The sequence below is a fragment of the Amycolatopsis sp. NPDC104819 genome (genome assembly GCF_055583145.1).
The window spans coordinates 27344-48759 of record NZ_JBVJON010000001.1; the positions used below are offsets into that span (position 1 = coordinate 27344).

The 21416-nt window shown below is 71.4% G+C and carries 20 protein-coding genes; 9 read left to right on the forward strand and 11 right to left on the reverse strand.

Features of this window, described 5'->3' with window-relative positions:
* The 4 genes from ACZ63E_RS00130 to ACZ63E_RS00145 are packed head-to-tail and all read left to right on the forward strand — an operon-like array spanning nucleotide 1 to nucleotide 7084.
* Entirely contained in the window at nucleotides 1-2370 is a 2370-nt protein-coding gene (locus tag ACZ63E_RS00130; protein WP_465333109.1) for a glycosyltransferase, read from the forward strand.
* Entirely contained in the window at nucleotides 2367-3644 is a 1278-nt protein-coding gene (locus ACZ63E_RS00135; RefSeq protein ID WP_465333111.1) for an alginate O-acetyltransferase AlgX-related protein, read from the forward strand. The genes ACZ63E_RS00130 and ACZ63E_RS00135 overlap by 4 nt, the downstream gene beginning before the upstream one ends.
* 21 nt (nucleotides 3645-3665) lie before the next feature.
* Nucleotides 3666-4748, forward strand: coding sequence for a hypothetical protein (locus tag ACZ63E_RS00140; protein WP_465333113.1), 1083 nt, complete (start codon nucleotides 3666-3668; stop codon nucleotides 4746-4748).
* Nucleotides 4745-7084, forward strand: a complete 2340-nt coding sequence (locus ACZ63E_RS00145; RefSeq protein WP_465333114.1) for a glycosyltransferase family 4 protein — start codon at nucleotides 4745-4747, stop codon at nucleotides 7082-7084. Before ACZ63E_RS00140 ends, ACZ63E_RS00145 begins: the two co-directional genes overlap by 4 nt.
* On the opposite strand, the gene ACZ63E_RS00150 is transcribed toward ACZ63E_RS00145, so the two are convergent.
* From ACZ63E_RS00150 to ACZ63E_RS00170, 5 genes are all read right to left on the reverse strand, one after another.
* Nucleotides 7078-8001: an FkbM family methyltransferase gene (locus tag ACZ63E_RS00150; RefSeq protein ID WP_465333116.1), complete on the reverse strand. Its 924-nt coding sequence runs from the start codon at nucleotides 7999-8001 to the stop codon at nucleotides 7078-7080. The two genes, ACZ63E_RS00145 and ACZ63E_RS00150, sit on opposite strands and share 7 nt — an antisense overlap.
* Nucleotides 7998-8993, reverse strand: a complete 996-nt coding sequence (gmd, locus tag ACZ63E_RS00155; RefSeq protein ID WP_465306273.1) for a GDP-mannose 4,6-dehydratase — start codon at nucleotides 8991-8993, stop codon at nucleotides 7998-8000. Before gmd ends, ACZ63E_RS00150 begins: the two co-directional genes overlap by 4 nt.
* Nucleotides 8994-9190: 197 nt before the next feature.
* Nucleotides 9191-9859, reverse strand: a complete 669-nt coding sequence (locus ACZ63E_RS00160; RefSeq protein WP_465333117.1) for a response regulator transcription factor — start codon at nucleotides 9857-9859, stop codon at nucleotides 9191-9193.
* Nucleotides 9856-10974 (reverse strand): sensor histidine kinase, encoded by a 1119-nt coding sequence (locus tag ACZ63E_RS00165; protein ID WP_465333118.1) that lies wholly within the window; start codon nucleotides 10972-10974, stop codon nucleotides 9856-9858. The genes ACZ63E_RS00160 and ACZ63E_RS00165 overlap by 4 nt, the downstream gene beginning before the upstream one ends.
* A gap of 66 nt (nucleotides 10975-11040) precedes the next feature.
* Nucleotides 11041-11874 (reverse strand): helix-turn-helix transcriptional regulator, encoded by an 834-nt coding sequence (locus tag ACZ63E_RS00170; RefSeq protein WP_465333120.1) that lies wholly within the window; start codon nucleotides 11872-11874, stop codon nucleotides 11041-11043.
* Between the two features lie 101 nt (nucleotides 11875-11975).
* Between ACZ63E_RS00170 and ACZ63E_RS00175 the strand changes: the two genes are divergently transcribed.
* Nucleotides 11976-13400, forward strand: coding sequence for an MFS transporter (locus tag ACZ63E_RS00175; RefSeq protein ID WP_465333121.1), 1425 nt, complete (start codon nucleotides 11976-11978; stop codon nucleotides 13398-13400).
* A gap of 17 nt (nucleotides 13401-13417) precedes the next feature.
* Here the strand turns inward: ACZ63E_RS00175 and ACZ63E_RS00180 are convergent, their stop codons facing one another.
* Nucleotides 13418-14254 carry a helix-turn-helix domain-containing protein gene (locus ACZ63E_RS00180; protein ID WP_465333122.1) on the reverse strand — a complete coding sequence of 279 codons (837 nt, stop codon included), beginning with the start codon at nucleotides 14252-14254 and terminating at the stop codon, nucleotides 13418-13420.
* Nucleotides 14255-14352: 98 nt separating this feature from the next.
* On the opposite strand from ACZ63E_RS00180, the gene ACZ63E_RS00185 reads away from it, so the two are divergent.
* The 3 genes from ACZ63E_RS00185 to ACZ63E_RS00195 are packed head-to-tail and all read left to right on the forward strand — an operon-like array spanning nucleotide 14353 to nucleotide 16079.
* Nucleotides 14353-14679 carry a hypothetical protein gene (locus tag ACZ63E_RS00185; RefSeq protein ID WP_465333124.1) on the forward strand — a complete coding sequence of 109 codons (327 nt, stop codon included), beginning with the start codon at nucleotides 14353-14355 and terminating at the stop codon, nucleotides 14677-14679.
* Between the two features lie 4 nt (nucleotides 14680-14683).
* Nucleotides 14684-15208 carry an RNA polymerase sigma factor gene (locus ACZ63E_RS00190; protein WP_465333125.1) on the forward strand — a complete coding sequence of 175 codons (525 nt, stop codon included), beginning with the start codon at nucleotides 14684-14686 and terminating at the stop codon, nucleotides 15206-15208.
* On the forward strand, nucleotides 15201-16079 hold the full coding sequence (locus ACZ63E_RS00195; protein WP_465333126.1) for a VOC family protein: 879 nt from the start codon (nucleotides 15201-15203) through the stop codon (nucleotides 16077-16079). Before ACZ63E_RS00190 ends, ACZ63E_RS00195 begins: the two co-directional genes overlap by 8 nt.
* On the opposite strand, the gene ACZ63E_RS00200 is transcribed toward ACZ63E_RS00195, so the two are convergent.
* Genes ACZ63E_RS00200 through ACZ63E_RS00210 form a run of 3 tightly spaced genes read right to left on the reverse strand, consistent with a single transcriptional unit; the run spans nucleotide 16076 to nucleotide 19606 of the window.
* Nucleotides 16076-17842: a gamma-glutamyltransferase family protein gene (locus tag ACZ63E_RS00200; protein ID WP_465333128.1), complete on the reverse strand. Its 1767-nt coding sequence runs from the start codon at nucleotides 17840-17842 to the stop codon at nucleotides 16076-16078. The two genes, ACZ63E_RS00195 and ACZ63E_RS00200, sit on opposite strands and share 4 nt — an antisense overlap.
* A gap of 13 nt (nucleotides 17843-17855) precedes the next feature.
* The gene (locus ACZ63E_RS00205) at nucleotides 17856-18272 is read right to left on the reverse strand and encodes a VOC family protein (RefSeq protein ID WP_465333129.1); all 417 of its coding nucleotides are present in this window, start codon (nucleotides 18270-18272) and stop codon (nucleotides 17856-17858) included.
* Nucleotides 18273-18301: 29 nt separating this feature from the next.
* The gene (locus ACZ63E_RS00210) at nucleotides 18302-19606 is read right to left on the reverse strand and encodes a UDP-glucose dehydrogenase family protein (protein ID WP_465333130.1); all 1305 of its coding nucleotides are present in this window, start codon (nucleotides 19604-19606) and stop codon (nucleotides 18302-18304) included.
* A 183-nt stretch (nucleotides 19607-19789) separates the two neighbouring features.
* On the opposite strand from ACZ63E_RS00210, the gene ACZ63E_RS00215 reads away from it, so the two are divergent.
* A complete protein-coding gene (locus ACZ63E_RS00215) occupies nucleotides 19790-20548 on the forward strand; it encodes an SDR family NAD(P)-dependent oxidoreductase (protein WP_465333131.1) in 759 nt (252 codons plus the stop codon).
* Between the two features lie 9 nt (nucleotides 20549-20557).
* Here ACZ63E_RS00215 and ACZ63E_RS00220 read toward each other — a convergent pair whose 3' ends face one another.
* Both ACZ63E_RS00220 and ACZ63E_RS00225 read right to left on the reverse strand, forming a co-directional pair.
* The gene (locus ACZ63E_RS00220) at nucleotides 20558-21217 is read right to left on the reverse strand and encodes a class I SAM-dependent methyltransferase (protein WP_465333132.1); all 660 of its coding nucleotides are present in this window, start codon (nucleotides 21215-21217) and stop codon (nucleotides 20558-20560) included.
* Between the two features lie 6 nt (nucleotides 21218-21223).
* Nucleotides 21224-21406, reverse strand: a complete 183-nt coding sequence (locus ACZ63E_RS00225; RefSeq protein WP_465333133.1) for a hypothetical protein — start codon at nucleotides 21404-21406, stop codon at nucleotides 21224-21226.
* Nucleotides 21407-21416 lie beyond the last annotated feature (10 nt).

Here is a 21416-nt window from a genome sequence, read left to right on the forward strand (position 1 = left end):
ATGACGGGAAGCGGTCCCCGGATCACCGCCTGCACGGTCGTCACCGGGGACCGGCGCGCTGCCGCCGGCGTGCTCGCCGCGTCCTACCGCGCGCACCATCCCGGCCACGGCTTCACCGTGCTGGACGCCGACGAGGACACGGCGCCCGGCCGGCTCGGCCTCGACCCGGACGAGTACCACCGGCTCGCGACCTGCCACGCCGGCGCGGATCTGGTCGACGTCCTGCGGCCGCTGCTCGTGCGCACCTTGCTCGACGACTACGACGTCGTAGTGCTGCTCGACCCGGAAACCGAGGTGCACGCGCCGTTCGAGGACGTCAGCGTGCTCGCGGCCGAGCACGGGCTGGTCGTCACGGCCGCGCTGCTCGAACCGCTGCCACCCGACGGTCTCGAGCCGGCGCAGGTGCCCGGCGTCTTCGACGGCTTCCTCGCCGCCGGCCAGGAAGCCCGGCCGTTCCTCGGCCACTGGGCGGAGCAGGCACGCCGGCGCTCGCCGCACCGGACCGAGCCGACCTGGCGGTGGCCGGACCTCGCGGCCGGGGTGTTCGACCATCTCGTCGTCCGGGATCCGGGGCTCGCCGTCGGCTACTGGAACCTGCACGAGCGGTCCCTCACCGGGCTGAAGTCCCTGGTGTTCCGCGGGTACGACGCCGAGACGCCGTGGCTGCTGACCACCGACTGCGGGCACCGGCCGCGCGTGCGGCTGTCCGCCGACCCGGCGCTGCGCGAGCTCTGCGAGAGCTACGGCGAACGCGTCGGGACCACTGAGAACGGAGAGTCGCCATACGGCGAGCTTTCCGACGGTTCGCCGCTCACGACCCAGATGCGGCAGCTCTACCACGACACCTGGACCCGCGCGGAAACCTCGCGGCACACCCCGGACCCGCTCGGCCGCGTGGCCGAAAAGCTGCCACCGCACCCGTTCGGCGACGACGGCGGGCACGCGTTCCGGCAGTGGCTGGCCGAACCCGCGTCCCCGCTCGACGCCGCGACCGGGCTGACCCGGCTGGCCGCCGCGGTCTGGCTGGCCCGCGTCGACCTGCAGGCGGTGTTCCCGCACCCGCGTGGCGCGGACCGCGCCGGCTTCCGGCAGTGGTGCGCGACGCACGGCGCCGAGGAAGGCATCGTGCCGGAGTGGGCCGTGCCCGCGGAGCCCCCGGCGCCGACCCCGCCGGTGGCCGACTTCGGGGTCAACGTCGCCGGGTACCTGACCGCCGAGCTCGGGCTGGGCGAGATGGCCCGGGTGACCCAGCGGGCCATCGCCGCGGCCGGCGTGCCGATGGTGTCTGTGGTCGAGGAGCACTCGCTGTCCGGCTCGGTCCGCACCGGGCTGGCCGCCCCGGACGACGTCGGCGCGCCCCGGTTCGGGGTCAGCCTGCTGACCGTGAACTCGGACTTCACCCGGCTGATCCTCGACACCCACCCGGACACCGGGGCGGGCCGCTACCGGATCGGGCTGTGGGCGTGGGAGCTCGAGGACTTCCCGGCGGTGATGCACGACGGCTTCGCGCTGGTCGACGAGATCTGGACGCCGAGCGACTTCGCCACCCGGGCGATCGCGGCGCACTCGCCGGTGCCGGTCCGGACCATTCCGGTGGCCGTGCCGGACCCGGGTGAGCCGGTCCGCGAGCCGGGCCCGGTCACGCAGTTCCTCTTCATCTTCGACTTCAACTCCACCGGTGGCCGGAAGAACCCGTGGGGCGTCGTCGAGGCGTTCCACCGCGCGTTCCCCGCGCGGGACGACGTCCGGCTGGTGCTCAAGGCGACCAACGGGCACCTGAACACCCCGGCCGTGGAACGCCTGCGCCGCGCGGTCGGCGAAGACCTGCGTGTCGAGCTGCTGGAGCGTTATCTTACGGTGACCGAACTCGGCGCCCTGTATGCCGAGACCGACGCCTACGTTTCGCTGCACCGCAGCGAGGGGTTCGGACTCACGGTCGCGGAGGCGATGGTCAGGGGGATACCGGTGATCGCCACCGACTACTCGGGCACCACCGAGTTCTTCGGGCCCGAGCACGGCTGGCCGGTGCCGTTCACGATGACGGACGTCGGCCCGGGCTGGCCGCCCTACCAGCCGGAAGGCCGCTGGGCCGACCCCGACCTCGACGCCGCGGCCGAAGCGATGCGCGCCGTCGCGGACGACCGGGACGAGGCGCGGCGGCGCGGGCAGGCCGCCCGCGCGCACATCCTGCGCACCCGCTCGACGGACACCGCCGCGGCGTGGATGCGCGAGCGGCTGGCCGAAGCCCACCGGACGTGGCTGGCCGGACGGCCGCAGCCGGCGCCGAAACGGCATCCGCTGGTCGCGGGGGCCCGCCGGGTGCTCCGGCCGGTCCGCGCCGCGGCCCGCCGGATGGGGGTGAGAGCGTGACGCGCACCGAGGGGCCCAAGCCCACGCTGCCGCCCGTCTACGAGGCGTTCCTCCCGCGTGAACATGCGCTGTACCGGCCGCGTCACGGCCGCAAGCAGCTCGCGGCGCTGCTGTGCGCGACGGTCTTCTTCGCCACCCCGGCGTTGTCGGCGATCCTCGGCGCGCGGCCGTCGGAGTTCGAGAACCGCAAGCTGACGCCGTTCCCGAGCATCGGCCAGGGCTGGTCGTTCTTCACGCAGCTGGGCCAGTGGACCACCGACCACCTGGTGTTCCGCGAGCAGGCCGTGCACGCCGCCGACGGCATCAGCCGCGGCGTGTTCGGCGAGCCGCCGCCGCTGCACCAGGAGAACCAGCAGGGACCGCTGCAGGTGCCCGCCGACACCGCGCCCACCAAGCTGGACCCGCGCCAGTTCCCCGACGTCATCGAGGGCAAGGACGGCTGGCTCTACCTCGGCGACGAAGCCACCAGCCACTGCGTGCAGGCGGTCGACCTCAACACCACGTTCGCGCGGTTGCGCTCCTTCCGTGACACCGTCGAGGCGTCCGGGCGGCAGTTCGTGGTCGTCGTCGCGCCGGACAAGATCGGCATGGTCCCGCAGCACCTGCCCGACGACTACCTCGGCAAGGACTGCCGCCAGAAGGTGGCCGACGACTTCTGGCGCCGGGTCGACGGCGAGAACTTCATGCTCGACGTCCGCGGCGGCATGCAGGAGTGGGCGAACCGCAAGGGCACGCCGCTCTACGGACCCCAGGACGCGCACTGGGACGACGAAGGCGCCATCACGGCGGTCCGCTCGGTCGCCGAGAAGCTGCGGCCCGGGATCAGCAAGACCTGGCGCCTGCAGCCGAAGGCCGACTGGCAGCTGCCGGCCGACCTGCCCCCGCTGATCGGCAAGACCGGCGTCACCGAAGGCACCCACTACGCGCTGATGCCGGACGGCAAGACCGACCGGACCCGGACCATGCCCGGCGACTACGTCACCCCGGTGCACACCGACACCACGAGCGGGGCCGGCACGTACGGCCTGCGCACGGCCTGGATCGGCGACTCGTTCACCATCCGGGCGCTGCCGTACCTCGCCGCGTCGTTCGGCGACCTGACCGCGCTCCACACCAGCACGGCCGACCACGACAGCGGTGAGGCCATCGCGGAGCTGCTGCAGCGCAGTGACGTCGTGGTGCTCGAGCTGACCGAGCGCGGGTTCACCTCCGGCTCGGTGTCGCTGCTGTCGCCGGCGGTGCAGAAGAACATCTCGCGCAAGCTCAACCCATGAGATCGAACCGGGGAACCCGAAATGCCTGCTGACCGCGTGGCCGACGCACTGGCCCGCCTCGACGAACACCGCGAGCTGCACCTGCCGCTGCGCAAGACCGACCTGCTGGGCCGGCTGGCCCTGCGGTTCCTGTGGAAGCGCCAGGTGAAGTGGCAGGTCGAGACCAACCTGGCGATCCGGGACGCGCTCGACGCCGTGCACCAGCAGACCCAGGGCGGCGACGGCCGGCTCGTCCGGCACTCCGAGCTCGTCCACGAAATCGAGCAGCTCCGCCGGCACGACCAGACGATGACCGCGGGCCTCAACCAGCGGCTGTACTCGGGGCTGGGCCGGGTCGAGTCGCAACTGAGCGAGCTGCGGCTGCGCCAGGCCGAAAGCGGCGAGACCGGCGACGACGTCGAGCAGCGGCTGAAGGCGCTCGAAACCCAGGTCGCCTCGCTGACGTCGGCGGCCACCGACGTCCGGCTCCGGCACGCGCAGCTGGACATCGCGCTCGACCGCGTCCGCGCCGGTCAGGAGCCGGCCGACGTCGAGGCCGCCGACCGCGAGTCGTTCCTCGAGCTCGCGCTGTCCGAGCTGCTGGACGGGCCCGCCGACCACGTCCGCGAAGCCCGCCGCGCGTACCTGCCGCTCGTCACCGGCCCGGTCTTCGACGTTGCGCCCGCTCGGGGCGAGTGGCTGGAAGTCCTGCGGTCGGCCGGCCTGCCGTTCGTCGCGGCGTCGGACAACACGCTGGTCCGGAAGCACTGCGCCGGGCTGGGTCTCGACGTCGAGGCCCGCGAGCCGCTGGCCGCGCTCGCCGCCCGGCCGCCGCGCTCGCTGGGCGCGGTGACGGCGTTCCGGTACGCCGAGCGCCTGGCGCCGGACGTTCTCGCGCGCTTCTTCGACCTCGCCGCGACGGCGTTGCAGCCCGGCGGAGTCCTGCTCGTCGAGACTCCGGCTTCGGAAGCCGACCTGCGGCTGGATCCGTTCGCCCGCAAGGTTTTGCCCGCCATCTACCTGCGGTTCCTCGCCGAAGCGTCGGGCTTCGCGGACGTCGAAGTCGTTTCGGTCGAGGCCTCGCACGGGCTCGGCGAGCGGCTGCGCCTGGTCGCCCGCCGATGAGCCGAACGCGCGCCACGGTGTGGACCCCGTTGCCGCCGCAGACGAGCGGCATCGCGGACTACAGCTACCGGCTGCTCGACGCGCTTTCCGAACTCGTCGACGTCACAGCGGTGCACGACTCGCCCTCGGCGCGTGTGCCGGACGGCGTCGAGCTGCGCTCCCCGGGCGATCCCGGTGCCGGCGTGCCGATCTACCACATGGGCAACCACGCGGGGGTGCACGGCGAGATCTACCGCGAGGCGGTCGAGAACCCCGGCATCGTCGTGCTGCACGACCCCGCCTTGCTCGACTTCCACGCCGGGTACCTCGGCGGGTACACCAGCGACGCGTTCCGGGCGGAGGTGCGGTACGCGCACGGGCCGATCTGGGGCCACGCCACCGATCCGGCGCTGCTGCACGGCATGCCGGCGATCGAGGTCGACGGCGTCAAGACGCTCGACTACGCGACGTTGAGCATGGAACGCCGGCTCGTCACGAGCAGCCGTGGGGTGATCGTGCACGACCCGCACTCCGCGCGGCTCCTCCAGGCGCGCTACCCGCAGGTGCCGGTGCACGCCGTGCCGCTCGGCGCGACGCTGCTCGACGGCTCCCGGCGCGATGCCATCCGCGCCGACCTCGGCTGGACCGACGACCAGGTCGTGTTCGGCGTGTTCGGCAGCCTGGTCCGGTACAAGCGCGTCGCCGCCGCCGTGCTGGCGTTCGCCGAGCTGCGCCGCCGCTGGCCGAACGCACGGCTCGTCGTCGCCGGGCACGCGGGTGAGCCCGAGCTGCTGGCCGAACTGCGCGAGACGATCGCGCAGAGCGGCGCGGGCGGGTCCGTCCACTTCGAACTGTCGCCGGACGAAAGCCGGTTCGACGAGCTGATCCTGGCCACCGACGCCGTGATCAGCCTCCGCTGGCCGACCGCGGGTGAGACCAGCGCCGTGATGATGCAGGCCTTGGGCGCCGGGCGCGCGGTGATCACCAGCGACCTGCCGCAGCACCGGCACTTCGACCCGGAGTTCGTCTGGACCGTGCCGACCGACCCGGCGGGCGAGGCGGCCGGGCTCTACCGGCTGCTGGAACGCGGGATGTGCTGGCCGGAGGAGCTGCGCGCGGCCGGGGAGCTCGCGCGGAAGTGGGTCGGCGAGAACGCGTGCTGGCCGGTCGCCGCCCAGGGGTACGCCGCGGCGATCGAAGCGGCGTTGCCCGAGCCGGCACCCGAAGTGCGGCGGCCCGGTGTCAACACCTTCGCCGACGTCCGCGCCAGCACCGGGTTGTCGGAGTCGGCGCGGCGGCACATCCAGGCGCTCGCCGCGACGGACACGAACGTCACCTTCACGGAGTTCAACAGCCAGGCGCCCTACCGCGCGGTGCCGGTGCCCCCGGACATCGCGGAACTGCGGCGGGGCAAGGAGTTCGACGTCGACCTCTGGATCGTCAACGTCAACGAGTGGCAGCTGATCCCCGAGCACGCGCTCGACCGCTACACGATCGCGCTGTGGGCGTGGGAGCTGCCGGAACCGCCGCCGCACGCGCTGCCGCACCTGCCGGGCATCAACGAGCTGTGGGTGCTGTCGTCGTTCGTCTCGGACGCGTTCCGCACGGTCACCGACATCCCGATCACGGTGGTGCCGAGCGTGGTGCCGCACGCGCCGGGCATCCGGCCCGACCGCGCGCGGCTCGGCCTGCCGGAAGACGGCCTGATCGTGCTGTACACCTTCAGCGCGTCGTCCAGCGACGCGCGGAAGAACCCGTGGGCGCTGATCGAGGCGTTCCGCCGCGCGTTCCCGCCCGAAGAGCGCGGCACGAAGGCCCACCTGGTGCTCAAGGTGAACAACCTCGAACGCTTCCCGGAGCTGGACACCGCGTTGAGCGCCGCGATGGCGTCGGTCGGCGGCACGCTGCTGCGGCGCGAGATGTCCCGCGACGACATGGACACGCTGCTCGCGAGCTGCGACATCTACGCGTCCCTGCACCGGTCCGAGGGGTTCGGCATGGGCATGGCCGAGGCGATGGCCATGGGCAAACCGGTGGTGGCCACGGGGTTCAGCGCCAACCTCGACTTCATGCCGCCGGGCTCGGCCGCGGTTGTCGGGTACGACGTCCGCCCGATCTCGAAGCACGACCACCGGTTCGGCGCCGAGTTCGGCGACTGGTACTCGGTCGGCCAGCTGTGGGCGGAGCCGGACGTCGAGCAGGCCGCGCAGTGGCTGCGCCGGCTCGCCGACAGCCCCCGGCTGCGCGCGTCGATGGGTGAGCGGGCGATCCAGGCGATCCAGGACTGGTCCAGCCCGGCCGCCGTCGGCAAGGTGATGACCGAACGGCTGGCGCAGCTGGCCCGCGAGCGTCAGTAGCGGCGGACGCCGGGCTGGGCTTCCAGCTCGGCGACGCGGTGTTCGAGGGCGGCGGCCCGACGGCGGTGCTCCTCGGCCGTCCGGCGGGCAAGCGCGAGCTCCTGCCGAGCCGCGTCCAGCTGCCCGCCGAGCTCGCCGCGCGCCTGCTGCGCCGCTTCGACTGTCTCTTCGAGCCGCCGAATGTAGGCGACTTCGGACGGCCGCGCCTGACGCAGCTGGTCGCGCTCTTCGCGGATCTCGAAAGCCGCGTAGCGCTCGAAGTCGTCGAAGACGTTGGCGGGCGCGGCAAGCGCGGCCAAGGCGTCGGTGTCGGTGGCCTGGGCGTAGAAGCGGTTGAGGCCGTCGAAGAGCCCGCAGCGGTAGCCCGCTTCGAGCAGCATCGGCTCCCACTCGTCGTGCGCGGGCTTCGGCGAGCCGGGCTCGGTCGCCTCGACGACGAGCACCCGCGGCCGGTGACGGCTCCAGTCGGCGCCCTCGATCACCGCGCGTTCGGCGCCCTCGACGTCGACCTTGAGGAAGTCGACGTCCCCGGGGTGGTCGTCGAGGAGCTGGGCGAGCGTGACGACGTCGACCTCGACGTCGCGCAGGCGCCAGTCTTCCTTGTACTGCGCGGCGAGCGAGTCGTCGACCGTCGCGCGGCCCCACTGGCCGTCGACGACGTGCAGCACGGTCTTGCCGGGCTCGGCCCCGACGGCGACCCGCAGGTTGACGTCCCCGGGGCGTGCCTCGTCGAGCTCGTCGGCCAGCGCCGGCTCCGGCTCGACGTTGATCCCGCGCCAGCCGAGTTCGTAGAAGTGCTTGGTGACCGAGTCCCGGGTCGGGTAACCGGCCCCGAGGTCGACATAACGACCGGTGGCCTGGCCCGCGAAGACCCGGGCCAGGACGACGTCCTCCGCGTTCTGCGCGTAGGAGATCACGGGAGCGAGATCCCGGCCTTCGCGGCTTCGACCCGCAGGTCGTGGTCGACCATCATCGCGACCAGGTCTTCGAACCCGACCTCCGGCTTCCAGCCGAGCTCGGTGTGGGCCTTGGTGGCGTCGCCGACCAGGAGGTCGACTTCGGACGGCCGGAAGAACCGCGGGTCCTGCTCGACGAACCGCTCCCAGTCGTCGAGGCCGGCGTGCTTGAACGCGAGGTCGACGAAGTTCCGGACGCTGTGCGTGCGCCCGGTCGCGACGACGTAGTCCCCCGGCTCGTCCTGCTGCAGCATCTGCCACATCGCGCGGACGTAGTCACCGGCGAAGCCCCAGTCGCGGCGCGGGTCGAGGTTGCCCAGCACCAGCTTTTCCTGCAGGCCCAGCTTGATCCGCGCGACGGCGTTGGTCACCTTGCGGGTGACGAACTCGATGCCGCGGCGCGGGCTCTCGTGGTTGAAGAGGATGCCCGAGCAGGCGAAGAGGCCATAGCTGTCGCGGTAGTTGACGGTGATGTCGTGCCCGAACACCTTCGCGACGCCGTAGGGCGAGCGCGGGTAGAACGGCGTGGCCTCGGTCTGCGGCGACTCGCGGACCTTGCCGAACATTTCGGAGCTCGACGCCTGGTAGAAGCGGATCGGGTTGTTCTGGCTGCCGCCGACCATCCGGACGGCGTCGAGCAGCCGCAGCACCCCCAGCCCGGTGACGTTCGCGGTGAGCTCGGCCTGCTTGAAGCTCAGGGCGACGAAGGAGATCGCGCCGAGGTTGTAGACCTCGTCCGGCTGCACCTGCTCCAGGACCCCGACCAGGCTGGAGAGGTCCTGCAGGTCACCCTCGACGATCTCGACGTACGGGTAGCCGGCGCGGATCATGTCGATCCGGGGGTTGTTCTGCCCCTTGACCAGGCCGAAGACCTCGTACTGCTGCTCGTGGAGCAGCTCGGCAAGGTACTGGCCATCTTGACCGGTGATACCGGTGATCAACGCACGACGCACGGGCTGAGCTTAGCCGGGTAGTCACCCACGCTTAGCCCGAAGGTGTGACTTCGGCCGTGTCAGTGAACGCCGTCCCCCGCTCGGACGCCTCTTGAGCAGAGCATCGGCCGGGAGAGGAGGCACCATGGTCTGGATCTGCCTGGTCGCGGTCCTCGCGCTCGTGTTCCTGGTCCGCGCCGTGCGCGTCGTCCGCCGCGTCAGGCGGGGCGACGGGGTCTGACCAGACCCGACTCGTAGGCCAGCACGACCAGCTGTGCCCGGTCGCGCGCGCCGATCTTCGTCATGATGCGGCTCACGTGCGTGCGGGCCGTCGCCGTCGAGATCACCAGGTGGGCGGCGATTTCGTCGTTCGACATACCGCCCGCCACCAGCCCGAGCACCTCGCGTTCGCGGTCGGTGATCTCCCGGACGGCGCTCGTGTTGATGCTCCGGTTCTCCGGGCGGCCGACGAACTCCTGGATCAGCCGGCGCGTCACGGTCGGCGCCAGCAGCGCCTCGCCGCTCATGACGACGCGCAGCGCGTGCAGCAGCTCGACCGGCTCGGTGTCCTTCAGCAGGAACCCGCTGGCGCCCGCGCGCAGGGCTTCGTAGACGTACTCGTCGACGTCGAAGGTGGTCAGGACCAGCACCTTCGTCCCGGCGAGGTCGGGGTTCGCGGTGATCCGGCGGGTCGCCTCGAGGCCGTCGACGCCCGGCATCCGGATGTCCATCACCACGATGTCCGGCCGGTGCTCGATCGCGCCGGCCACGGCCTGCTCGCCGTCGCCCGCCTCGCCGCAGACCTCGAAGCCGTCTTCGGTCTCCAGCAGCACGCGGAACCCGGCGCGGACCAGGACCTGGTCGTCGGCCAGCAGGACGCGGATCATGCTTCCCCCTCGATCGGTAGCTCGACACGCACTTCGAACCCGCCGTCGACCGGCCCGGCGGTGCACCGGCCGCCGAGCGCGGCGGCGCGTTCGCTCATGCCCCGCAGGCCGTGGCCCGGTGTCGGCTGCGCGGTGCCGCGGCCGTCGTCACGCACCCGGAGCGTGAAGGCGCCCGGCTTGCGCTCGAACCGGACGTCGACGTGTTTCGGCTGGTCGGCGTGCCGGACGACGTTGGTCAGCGACTCCTGCAGGATCCGGTAGCCCGCGGCGTCGACCGGTGCGGGGAGGTCGCCGGGCTCGCCGTGGACGTCGACGACGAGCCCGGCGTCACGCGCATGGGCCAGCAGCTCGGCGGCTTGGGCGAGGCTCGGTGCGGGCGCCTTGTCCTCACCGGAGCGCAGCACGGCCAGGGTCGCGCGCAGGTCCTTGAGCGCGGACGCGCTGGCCTCCTTGATGTTGAGCAGCGCCTCTTTCGCCTGCTCGGGCCGCCGGTCGGCGACGTGCGCGGCGACCCCCGCCTGGACGTTGATCATGGCGAGGCTGTGCGCGACGACGTCGTGCACCTCCCGCGCGATCCGCAGCCGTTCCTGCTCGGCGAGCCGGTGCCGGTGCTCGTCGGCCTGCTCGCGGCGGGCGGCGAGCGCGTCGAGCTGGTACCGGACGGCGGTGCCGATCCCGATGACGGCCACCAGCCACACGACGACGAACCCGGCGCCGACCGCCAGCGTGAACGACCCCGACGTCACCACGTGCGCCAGGTAGGCCACGGTCAGCGCGGCGGCCCCGGCGATCCCGGCGGTGACCGGGCCGCGCTGCCGGGTGAGCAGGAACAGGGCGATGGTCGGCACGATGATCACCGGCCCGCCGGGCAACCCCGAGGCGTAGTAACCGAACGCGGACGCGGCCGTCGCCAGAAAGAGCGTCAGCGGGAAGCGGTGGACGACCAGCAGCGTCAGCGTGGTGGCGAGCAGCCACAGGAGGGCGCCGGTCGTCATCGGCGGCGCGGCGGGATCCCACCGCGACGCCCCACTGGTCGCCCCGAGCACGAACCCCGTGACGACGATGGTGCGCACCACGCGCCCCACCCACGGGGACCAGCCCGGCTGCCATCTCATGCCGCGAAAACTACCGGTCGTGGCGGGTCGGCGCGTCCGTCACGGAGCGACAGTCCGCGTACGTCGTCAGTCGAACATGAGCGGGAGCTTCGCCGCCGTCTCCTCGTCGGCCGGGGTGTACGTCGAGACCGTGATCTCCGAGCGGCGGCCGTAGTAGAGGTAGGTGAAGTTGAACTGCAGCAGCCCGACGTCCGGGTGCAGGTACCGCTTGGTGCGGATCGGCTCGGAGTTGACGTCGTGGTGCGGCCAGAGCTCGGCGAACAGCGGCGACTCCGCCTTGAGCCGCTTGACCAGCTGCTTCCACGCCGGCTCGGCGACGTGCTCGGCCATCGCCGCGCGGAAGGACGCGATCACGCGCGGGATGTTCGTCTCCCAGTCGAGCATGCGCTCGCGCCACTGCGGGTTGAGCAGGCACTGGACCAGGGTGTTGCGATCCTCGAACGGGATCGCGTCGACGTCGCCCATCAGCCAGCTGTAGCCGCGGTTGTAGCCGAGCAGGTCGCAGCGGGCGTTGCGCACCGCGACCGGGTACGGCTCCAGCTTCTTCAGCATCAGCTCCAGCTGCGGCGAGATGACCTGGCAGTCCTTCTCGCTCTCCGGCTCGGGTGCGCCGGCCAGGCGGAAGAGGTGGGTGTGCTCGTGCGGGTCGAGCCGCAGCGTGCGGGCGATCGCCTGCAGCACCTGCTCGGACGCGTTGATGTCGCGGCCCTGCTCGAGCCACGTGTACCAGGTGACCCCGACCCCGGCGAGCTGCGCGACCTCTTCGCGGCGCAGCCCCGGCGTCCGGCGGCGGCCCATGATCGGGAGGCCGACCTGCTCGGGCGTGATCCGCTCACGCCGGCTGCGCAGGAACCTCGCGAGTTCCTGGCGGCGAAGCTCGGATTCGACGGCGGTGGTCATAGTGCCAGGATCGCACGCCCCCGAAACTGGTACCAGGTAGTGACGGTACCTGGATAAACAGCAACTGGTACTAGTTTGGAATCAGGTCGATCGTAGTAGTCATGACCACGACTCAACTCGCGCCGAGCACCCTCGGCGCCCCGGCCCGGCCGGGACTGACCCCCGCCGGCCTGGTCACTGTGCTGCTGGGGGCGGCACTGCCGATCATCGACTTCTTCATCGTCAACGTCGCGCTGCCGACGATCGATGCCGACCTCCACGCGTCCACCGCGACCCTGGAACTGGTGGTGGCTGCGTACGGAATCGCGTACGCGGTGCTGCTGGTGGTCGGCGGCCGCCTCGGCGACTCGTTCGGCCGCCGGCGGCTGTTCTTCGCGGGCCTGTGGCTGTTCACGCTGACGTCCCTGGCCTGCGGAATCGCCCCGACGGCGACCACGCTGGTGATCGCCCGCGCCGCGCAGGGGGCGGCGTCGGCGTTGCTGCTGCCGCAGGTGCTCTCGATCATCCAGGCGACGACGTCCGGCGAAGAGCGTTCCCGGGCCCTGGGCTTGTACGGCGCCACGGGCGGCCTCTCGACGGTCGTCGGCCAGCTGGCCGGCGGCGCCTTGGTGGCGGCGAACCTGTTCGGCACCGGCTGGCGACCGATCTTCTTGGTGAACGTGCCGATCGGCCTGGTGGTCCTGGTGCTGGCCCGGCGGCTGCCGGAAAGCCGCGCGCACAACCCGCTGGGCGTCGACCGCCTCGGCACGGCGTTGCTGGCGACGACCCTGCTGTCGCTGCTGGTCCCGCTGATGGAGGGGCGAGCACTGGGCTGGCCGGTGTGGTCGATCGTGCTGCTGGCGCTGTCACCGGTGTCGGCCGCGGCGTTTGTCCACGTGGAGCGGCGGCTGGAGCGGAACGGCGGAACGCCGCTGCTGCCGCCGTCGGTGATGCGGCTGCCGAGTGTGCGCAGCGGGCTGATGGTGGCGATCCCGTTCTTCGGCGCGTTCGGCTCGTTCATGTTCGTGTTCGCGATGACGCTCCAGGAGGGCCTGCACTTCGGGCCGCTGGGCGCGGGCGCCGCGCTGACGCCGCTGGCGGTCGCGTACTTCACGGTGTCGATGCTCAGCAGCAGGCTGGTGGCGCGGTACGGCCAGAAGGTGGTCCCGATCGGCGGCGCGATCACGGCGGTGGGCATGGTGGCGCTGCTGTGCACGACGCTGTCGACGTGGCCGCACGTGACGGTGTTGGACCTGGCGCCGTCGATGGTGGCGATCGGTGTGGGGAACGCGCTGGCGATGACGACGCTGTTCCGGATCGTGCTTTCGCACGTGCCCACGGATCTGGCCGGGGTCGGGTCCGGGGTGATGACGACCAATCAGCAGACGTCGCTGGCGCTGGGTGTGGCGACGTTGGGGAGTTTGTACGCGGCGCTGTCGGGTTCGATGGGGACCCGGGACGCGTTTGCCCTGGTGATCGGGCTGGTGGCGGCGCTGGCGGTGATCGTGGCTGTCACCGCGCGGCGGTTGCCGGACCCCCGGGTGTGACGGCGGCGGAGCCGGGTTCAGCCCGGCTCCGCGCCGACCGCGAGCCGCTTCAGGAACTCGATCGAGGCGGCCTCGTCGAGGGCGACCTTGGTCAGGTGCTTGAACTGCATACGAGCCTCGGCGATGTCCTTGGGCCGCTCCAGGTGGATCGCTCCGAAGCCGCCTGCCAGGTACACCAGCCCAGGCTCCTCGGGATCGGGAAAGTCGAGAATCGTGTAGCCACCCTCCAGCCCGACGTGCGGTCCGGCCGCGAGGGGCACGACCTGGACCGCGACGTTCGGCAACACAGTCTGCTCGATGATCTTTTCCAGCTGCGGCCGATCGCACCATGGAACGCGCAAAGCGGACTCGCCGATGATCAGCTGCACCCGGAAGTCCGGATCGTCGACCAGCCGCCGCTGACGCTGCATCCGCACACCGACCAGTTCGGCAATCTGCGCATCGGTCCACGGAACAGCCGATCCCGCAAACACTCGGCGCGCGTATGCCTCGGTCTGCAGTAGCCCGGGCACGAGCCCCGCTTCGACCTCCCGCTTGCGGCAGGCACTGGCTTCGGCGCTCACGTAACCAAAGTCGCGAGGCAGCTTTCCGGAACGCATGCTCGCTTCTTTGGCTTCATCGAACGCTTCGACGTAGTCGTCGTACTCGGAGGCGAGCACGCCGTAGCGATCGAGCAGCGCAAGGAAGTCGTTGTAACCGGGTAGGTGGCCCTGCTCGATGCGGCTGAGCTTCGACTTCGAGATTCGGATCGGACGGCCCGCTTCCTCTTGGGTCAGGCCCGCTCGCTCCCGTAACCTCCGCAGCGAGCGGCCGACCTGCCGTCGCGGGAAGGGTGGCCTGCTGGGTCGCGGCACTCGATCACCTCCACGGCGATCGTAGGAGCGCAACCACTCCCGTGGGATTCCCACTTTCGGGCGTCCGCACCTGGGGTCGGAACGCGAACCTGCAGGTCATGGACAGGTACGGCTACCCCCACGAGCTCGAGTACCGGCGCGATGCCGAGGACGGGCGGGTGCACGAATACACCGAACTCGTCGATGACATGGGGTTCGTGCTGGAGCACCGCAGTGATCGGTACCAGGGGTGGACCGTCCGGTACGGGACGGCCTGCGCGCACGACTACCTGTCGCGGAAGCGGGCTCGGCCGGGGACCTTCGTCGTCAGCGTCTACCGGCTCTTTCCCGGGCGGCGTGACCACGTTGTCACCATCCGGGTGAACTGGCCGCCGAAAAAGACGCGGGTTCACCCGTCGGAAAAGGTGCCCGCCAAGCGACGATGAGGGTGTGACGGAACCTCGGGTACGACCGGACCCGGCTTTCGCGCTGCTCGGGCTCTACGAGACCGCGCTGCCGGAGGTCTACGGGTACCTGCTGTCCCGGTGCGGTGACCGCACGCTCGCCGAGGAGCTCACGTCCGAGACGTTCCTCGGGGCGGTCGCCGCCTGTCGCAAGGAGTACGCACCTCCAGTGAGCACCGGGTGGCTGATCGGCGTCGCCCGGCACAAGCTCGCCGACCACTGGCGGCGCAAAGAACGTGAGGAACGCGGGCTGCGGCTGGTGCACGACAGCGAGCCGGACGTCGAGGACCCGTGGGACGAGCAGCTCGACGCCCTGCGCGCGAGACAGGTGCTCGAATCGCTCGGGCCGCACCACCAGGCGGCGTTGACCCTGCGCTACGTCGACGGCCTCGGGGTGCCCGAGGTCGCCGGCCACCTGGGCCGCAGCGTGCACGCCACCGAGGCGTTGCTCGTGCGGGCCCGTGCCGCGTTCCGGCGTGCTTACGAAGAGAAGGAGGGTCGCGATGCCTGAGCCTTTCGACGCGCTTCGCCGCCCCTCCGCGCGGGTCGCGGCCGACCCGGACTTCGCCGCCGAACTGCGTGACAACCTGCGTCGCGCCATCTTGAACGGAGCCGACATGACCACCACCGAAGCCCCCGCGACCGCGGCCGAACTGCGCTCGCTGACGCCCTACCTCGCCGTGTCCGATGCCCGGGCCGCGCTCGACTTCTACGTCGACGTCTTCGGCGCGACCCGCCGCGGCGACCCGATCGTCATGCCGGACGGCAAGGTCGGGCACGCCGAGCTGGCCATCGGCGACGCCGTCCTGATGCTCGCCGAGGAGCACCCGGAGATCGGGCACGTCGCACCCCGCGAAGGAGGTGCGTCGGTACGGGTCGAGGTGCCGAACGCGGACGTCAGCGTCTCCCGGGCCCTGGAGCTGGGCGCGACGCTGATCCGCGCGGTGAGCGACTCGCCATACGGCCGGGGCGGCGCGTTCCGCGACCCGTTCGGCCAGCGCTGGCTCGTTTCGCAGGCCGCGCCCGCCGCCGCTGCTTCGCCGAAGCAGGGCGAGGCCATGTACTTCACGTTCCAGGTCCCGCAGGACGAGCCGGCGAAGACGTTCTACGGCGCGGTGCTCGGCTGGGAGTTCACCGCGGGCTCGCAGCCGACGGCCTGGAGCATCCAGGGCCACGGCCTGGAGGGCGGCCTCTGGGGCGGCCCGGACCGGCAGGTCGGCTGGAAGCTGATGTTCGCGGTGGACAACCTGGAAGCCGCCCTGACGCGGGTCCGCGAGCAGGGCGGCCAGGCGGGTGCGGTCGAGAACCACCCCTACGGCTTCACGGCCGACTGCACGGACAACCAGGGCATCGAGTTCTGGCTCTGGGAGCAGCCGAGCTAGCGACCCGCGGCGTAGCCCTGCATTCCGCGGGCGTTGGCCGCCGCGTGCAGGAGGCCGTCGGTGCGGGAAACCGCTGACAGGCGGCCCAGCGCCCAGTCTCCGGCGTCGACCACCGAGTGGCCGCGCTCGCGCAGGGCGTCCAAAGTGGACGCTCCCAGCCGGGACTCCACCACCAGCTCCCGCGGGTTCCACGAGCGCGGGTAGAACGAGCTCGGGAACGCCATTGTGTGCCACGCGGGCGCGTCGATCGACTCCTGGAGGTTCAGGCCGCCGTACACGTGGGCCAGCCAGAAACACAGCTGCCACTGGTCCTGCTGGTCGCCTCCCGGGGTGCCGAACGCCAGCGTCGGGACTCCATCGCGCAGGGCCAGGGACGGCGACAGCGTGATGCGCGGGCGCTTGCGCGGGGCCAGGGAGTTCGGCAGGCCCTGCTCCAGCCAGAACATCTGGCCGCGCGAATCCAGGCAGAAGCCCAGCGACGGGATCGTCGGGCTCGACTGCAGCCAGCCGCCCGACGGGGTCAGCGAGACCAGGTTGCCCGCCGCGTCGACGACGTCGAGGTGGACCGTGTCGCCGCGGGTCTGGCCCTGGGGGCCGATCGTCGGCTCGCCCGTCGCGCCGCCTTCGGCCTTCACGCCCTGCAGAGAATCCAGGATCGCCGGGAGCCGGGCCGGGCCACGAGCATCTCCGGGGCGAAGCGAGTCAGACGCCGTATCGGTGATCAGCGCCCGCCGGGAATCCGTGTAAGAAGCAGAGAGCAGCACGTCCAGCGGCACGTCCGTGTCGCCGTACCACGCCTCGCGGTCCGCGAAGGCGAGCTTCGCCGCTTCGGTCGCCAAGTGGACCGTGCGCTCCGACGCCACGCCGTCCACAAAGGACAGCTCGTCGCGGAAGCCGTGCATCAGCAGCGCCTGCTGCAGCAGGGCCGGCCCCTGCGTCCAGCCGCCCATCTTGACCAGGCGCCAGTCGTCGACGTCCACGAACGCCGGGTCCTCGTACGACGCCGACCACGACGCCAGGTCGTCGCCGGTCAGCAGGCCCGCGTGGTCGCGGCCGGAGTCGTCGCGGAACGCGGTGCGGCTGAACTCCTCGATCGCTTCCGCGACAAAACCCTGTGACCAGGCACGACGTCCCGCGTCGAGCTGCGCCTCACGGCCCGAGACGGACTCCGCCTCGCTCAGGAGCCGTTCCCAGGTGTCCGCCAAGGTCGGGTTCCGGTGCAGGCCCGACGCGGGTTTGCCGTCCGGCATCCAGAGCGCCGCCGACGTCGGCCAGTGCTCGGTGAACAGCCGCGAGACGGCGCTGATCGTGTCCCCCACCCGCGACACCAGCGGGACGCCGTCGCGCGCGTAGCCGATCGCGTACGACAGCACCGAGCGAAGCGACTTCGTGCCGTAGTCGCGAAGCAGCAGAAGCCAGCCGTCCCAGGCGCCGGGGACGGTCGCCGGGAGCAGGCCGCTGCCGGGGATCAGGTCGAGCCCCAGCGACGCGAAATGCGCGGCGGTGGCCCCCGCGGGCGACGGGCCTTGACCGGCCAGTGCCCGCGGGGTCGGGTCGTCCGCCGTCACGAAGAGGCCGGGCACCTGGCCCGCCGGGCCGCACAGGTGCGGCTCGGCGACCTGCAGGACGAACCCGGCGGCGACCGCCGCGTCGAACGCGTTGCCGCCGTCTTCCAGCACCGCCATCCCGGTGGCCGAGGCCAGCCAGTGCGTTGATGCCACCATCCCGAAGGTGCCGGCCAGCTCCGGCCTCGTCGTGAACATGCCCCGATGGTAACTACCAGGACGCCGGGCGACGCCGTTCCGGCTCGTACGGCTGCGTGATGATTTCGATCCCGTTGCCGCCGGGATCGAGGAAGTAAACCCCACGGCCGCCGTGGTTGTGGTTGATTTCGCCGACCTGCTTCCCCTGCGGATCGGCGTGGTAGGTCACGCCGGTTTCGACGAGCCGCGCGAAGACGGCGTCGAAGTCGTCTTCCGGGACCAGGAAGCAGTAGTGCTGCAGGCGAAGGTCGCCTTCGGGGATGCTCGCGAAGTCCAGCCGGACGCCGTTGCGCGTCTCGACGGGAATGAACGGACCCCATTCTTCCCCGATTTCGAGGCCGAGCAGGTTCGCGAAGAATTCGGCGGATTCCCGGTTGTTCCGGGACGGGACGATCAGATGGTTGAGTTCGACGGATACGGATACTGGCACGAACGGTGAGCCTAGCCAGCCCGGCGCCGTCAGGAAACCTTGATTCGCGCCGCCGCCCGCGGCCGCCCGACACCCTGCCAGGACAGCCCGGCGTCGACGACCGTGCGCGGGTCGAGCAGGTTCCGCGTGTCGACGACGTCGATGCCGTCCATCAGCTCGGCCATCGCGCGCCAGTCGAGGTGCTTGAACTCGGCCCACTCGGTCAGCACCACGACCACGTCCGCGTCCTTCGCGACCTGGTAGGCGTCGTCGACCACGGTCATCCCGTCGATCTCGCTGTCGACCGCCGGGTCGTAGGCGACCAGCTCGGCGCCGAGCGCGCACAGCACCGACGCGACGGCGAGCGCGGGCGAGTCGCGCAGGTCGTTGGTGCCCGCCTTGAAGGCGAGGCCCAGCACGCCGATCCGGGCCCCGGCCAGTGTGCCGCCGACCGCGCCGGCGATCTTCGCGACGATCCGGTCGCGCTGGGCGATGTTCTCCTCGATGGCCGAGGTCAGCATCTTGAAGTCGTACTGCACCGACTCGGCGACCTTGACCAGCGCGCTCGTGTCCTTGGGCAGGCAGGAGCCGCCCCAGCCCGGGCCCGGCTTGAGGAACGTCCGACCGATCCGGCGGTCGTACCCCATGCCCTCGGTGACGAGGTTGATGTCGGCGCCCAGCCGCTCGCACAGCTCGGCGATCGAGTTGACGTAGGACAGCTTCAGCGCGAGGTAGCAGTTCGCGGCGTACTTCACGAGCTCCGCGCTCGCCGCGTCGGCGACGACGACCGGCGCGTCCAGCTCGGCGTACAGCTCGCCGACCCACTGCGCGGCGGCGTGGTCGTCGGAGCCGACGACGATCCGGTCCGGGCCCAGGAAGTCCGCGACCGCGGTGCCCTCGCGGAGGAACTCGGGGTTCGACACCACCGGGACGTCGGTGCGGCCGAGCATCTCCTGGATCCGCTTCGACGTGCCGACCGGCACGGTCGACTTGGTGACCAGGGCGCAGCCGGCGGGCAGGACGTCGCCGATCTCGGCGGCCACCGCCTCGACCGCGCGCAGGTCGGCGGAACCGCCCGCGCCCATCGGCGTCGGCACGCACAGGAACACCGCCTGCGCGTCACGGACCGCGTCCCGCGCGCCCACGACGAACTGCAGGCGCCCGGCCGCGATGCCGCGGGCGACCAGGTCGGCCAGCCCCGGTTCGAGGATGTCGACCCGGCCCGCGCCGAGCCGGGAAACCTTCGCGCGGTCGACGTCCACGCACGTGACGTAATGACCCAGACTGGCCAGGGAGGCCCCTGTGGTCAAGCCGACGTAACCGGTTCCTACCACCACGATCCGAGCTGGCGTCATGGTGCTGAAGGTGACAGCCGGAGTTGACCACCGCGCTAACGGAACCGGACACGGGTGAGTACTCCACGCGACACCGCGGCGGTGCGTTAACAGCAGTTTGCGGGCGGTGAGAGAGCACACAAATGAGCGGTGCGAACGAGCGTTAACCTGTGTCGGGAGCCCGCGCAGGAGAGGAACGCACAGATGCAGATCACCGACACGGCCGCGCTCGTCACGGGGGGCGCGTCCGGCCTCGGCGGGGCGACGGCCCAGGCCCTCGCGGCCAAGGGCGCGAAGGTGTTCGCGCTGGACCTGGCGCCGTCGATCGAGCAGGCGGAGCAGGTCGAGGGCATCACCTACGTCGAAGCCGACGTGACCGACGTCGACCAGGTCGAGGCCGCCGTCGCGACCGCGGCCGGCTCGGGCGTGCCGCTGCGGACCGTGGTGAACTGCGCCGGCATCGGGCCGTCCGCGCGGATCCTGTCGAAGAAGGGCCGCCACGACCTCGCGCTGTACGCGAAGGTCGTCCAGATCAACCTGGTCGGCTCGTTCAACGTCCTGACGATCGCCGCCGAGGCCATCGCCAAGACCGAGCCGCTGGCCGACGACGCCCGCGGTGTCATCATCAACACCGCGTCGATCGCCGCCTACGACGGCCAGATCGGGCAGGTCGCGTACTCCTCGTCCAAGGGCGGGATCGTCGGGCTGACCCTGCCGGCCGCGCGTGACCTGGCCTCGCACGGCATCCGGGTGCTGACCATCGCGCCGGGCATCGTCGACACCCCGATGCTCGCGACGGTCAGCGACGAGTTCCGCGCGGCGCTCGCCGCCGGCATCCCGTTCCCGAAGCGCCTCGCGCGGCCGGACGAGTACGCGCAGCTCGCGCTGTCGCTCATCGACCACGACTACCTGAACGGCGAGGTCGTCCGCATGGACGGCTCGCTCCGGATGGCCCCGCGCTGACGGCCGCGGTCAGCGGGTCAGCCGAACCTCCAGGCCGACGCCGTCGGCGGTGACCGAGCAGCCGCCGAAAGCGCTTTCGGCGGCCAGCTCCCGGAACTGCGCCGGCGTGAACGCGCGCCGCCGCAGCCAGCCGAGCGTCTGGCGGACCGTGAACCCGCTGACCGCGCCGACGTTCATCCCGTCGACCTCACGCCGGATGTCCGCGCCGGTGGCTTCGTGGTTCAGGTCGTGGATCACGGCGAACCCGCCCGGCCGCAGCAGCCGGTGCATCTCGTTCAGCGCCGCCACCGGCTGCCGGAAGTTCTTGAACGCGGCCTGGCAGACCAGGAAGTCGAACGACTCGTCGTCGAACGGCGCGGTGGTCACGTCTCCCTGCCGGAAGGCGACGTCCACACCGGACTTGCGGGCTTCGTCGAGCGCGATCTCGACCATCGTGTGGCTGATGTCGAGCCCGGTGACGCGGAAGCCGAGCTTCGCCAGCTCGAGGGCGAAGAACCCGGGACCGGGCGCCACTTCCAGGATCTCGGCGCCGGCCGGCAGCCCGGCCGTCACCTCGGCGGCCTGCTTGCGGTACTGCTTCAGCTGGGCCTCGGTGCCGCGGTTCTTGGCGTACCAGCGGGCCTGGAAGCCCTCCATCTCGGGCACCTTGTGCTTGCGGGTCGTCTCCATCGGTTCCTACCTCTCCCCGAACTCCCCCAGGTCGTCCGGGAGTTCGCCGGTTTCGTGGTAGCGCCGCCAGGCATCGATGCCCTGCTCGAGCTGCGCGCACTGCGCCTCGGCGCGTTCGCCGAGCCGTTCAAGCACCGATGCGAACTCGTACTTGACGGAGACCTTCAGAAAAGCCGACTGTACCGACATGTCTCTCGAC

Excerpts from the sequence above, each read along its gene's own strand:
- ACZ63E_RS00160 (WP_465333117.1), bottom strand. The coding sequence starts at position 9,859 with ATGATCCGCGTCCTGCTGGCCGACGACCAGGTCCTGGTCCGCGCCGGG.
- ACZ63E_RS00185 (WP_465333124.1), top strand. The coding sequence starts at position 14,353 with ATGGACAGGTACGGCTACCCCCACGAGCTCGAGTACCGGCGCGATGCC.
- ACZ63E_RS00170 (WP_465333120.1), bottom strand. The coding sequence starts at position 11,874 with ATGACCACCGCCGTCGAATCCGAGCTTCGCCGCCAGGAACTCGCGAGG.
- ACZ63E_RS00145 (WP_465333114.1), top strand. The coding sequence starts at position 4,745 with ATGAGCCGAACGCGCGCCACGGTGTGGACCCCGTTGCCGCCGCAGACG.
- ACZ63E_RS00200 (WP_465333128.1), bottom strand. The coding sequence starts at position 17,842 with ATGTTCACGACGAGGCCGGAGCTGGCCGGCACCTTCGGGATGGTGGCA.
- ACZ63E_RS00130 (WP_465333109.1), top strand. The coding sequence starts at position 1 with ATGACGGGAAGCGGTCCCCGGATCACCGCCTGCACGGTCGTCACCGGG.
- ACZ63E_RS00215 (WP_465333131.1), top strand. The coding sequence starts at position 19,790 with ATGCAGATCACCGACACGGCCGCGCTCGTCACGGGGGGCGCGTCCGGC.
- ACZ63E_RS00175 (WP_465333121.1), top strand. The coding sequence starts at position 11,976 with ATGACCACGACTCAACTCGCGCCGAGCACCCTCGGCGCCCCGGCCCGG.
- ACZ63E_RS00210 (WP_465333130.1), bottom strand. The coding sequence starts at position 19,606 with ATGACGCCAGCTCGGATCGTGGTGGTAGGAACCGGTTACGTCGGCTTG.
- ACZ63E_RS00220 (WP_465333132.1), bottom strand. The coding sequence starts at position 21,217 with ATGGAGACGACCCGCAAGCACAAGGTGCCCGAGATGGAGGGCTTCCAG.
- ACZ63E_RS00225 (WP_465333133.1), bottom strand. The coding sequence starts at position 21,406 with ATGTCGGTACAGTCGGCTTTTCTGAAGGTCTCCGTCAAGTACGAGTTC.
- ACZ63E_RS00195 (WP_465333126.1), top strand. The coding sequence starts at position 15,201 with ATGCCTGAGCCTTTCGACGCGCTTCGCCGCCCCTCCGCGCGGGTCGCG.
- ACZ63E_RS00165 (WP_465333118.1), bottom strand. The coding sequence starts at position 10,974 with ATGAGATGGCAGCCGGGCTGGTCCCCGTGGGTGGGGCGCGTGGTGCGC.
- ACZ63E_RS00140 (WP_465333113.1), top strand. The coding sequence starts at position 3,666 with ATGCCTGCTGACCGCGTGGCCGACGCACTGGCCCGCCTCGACGAACAC.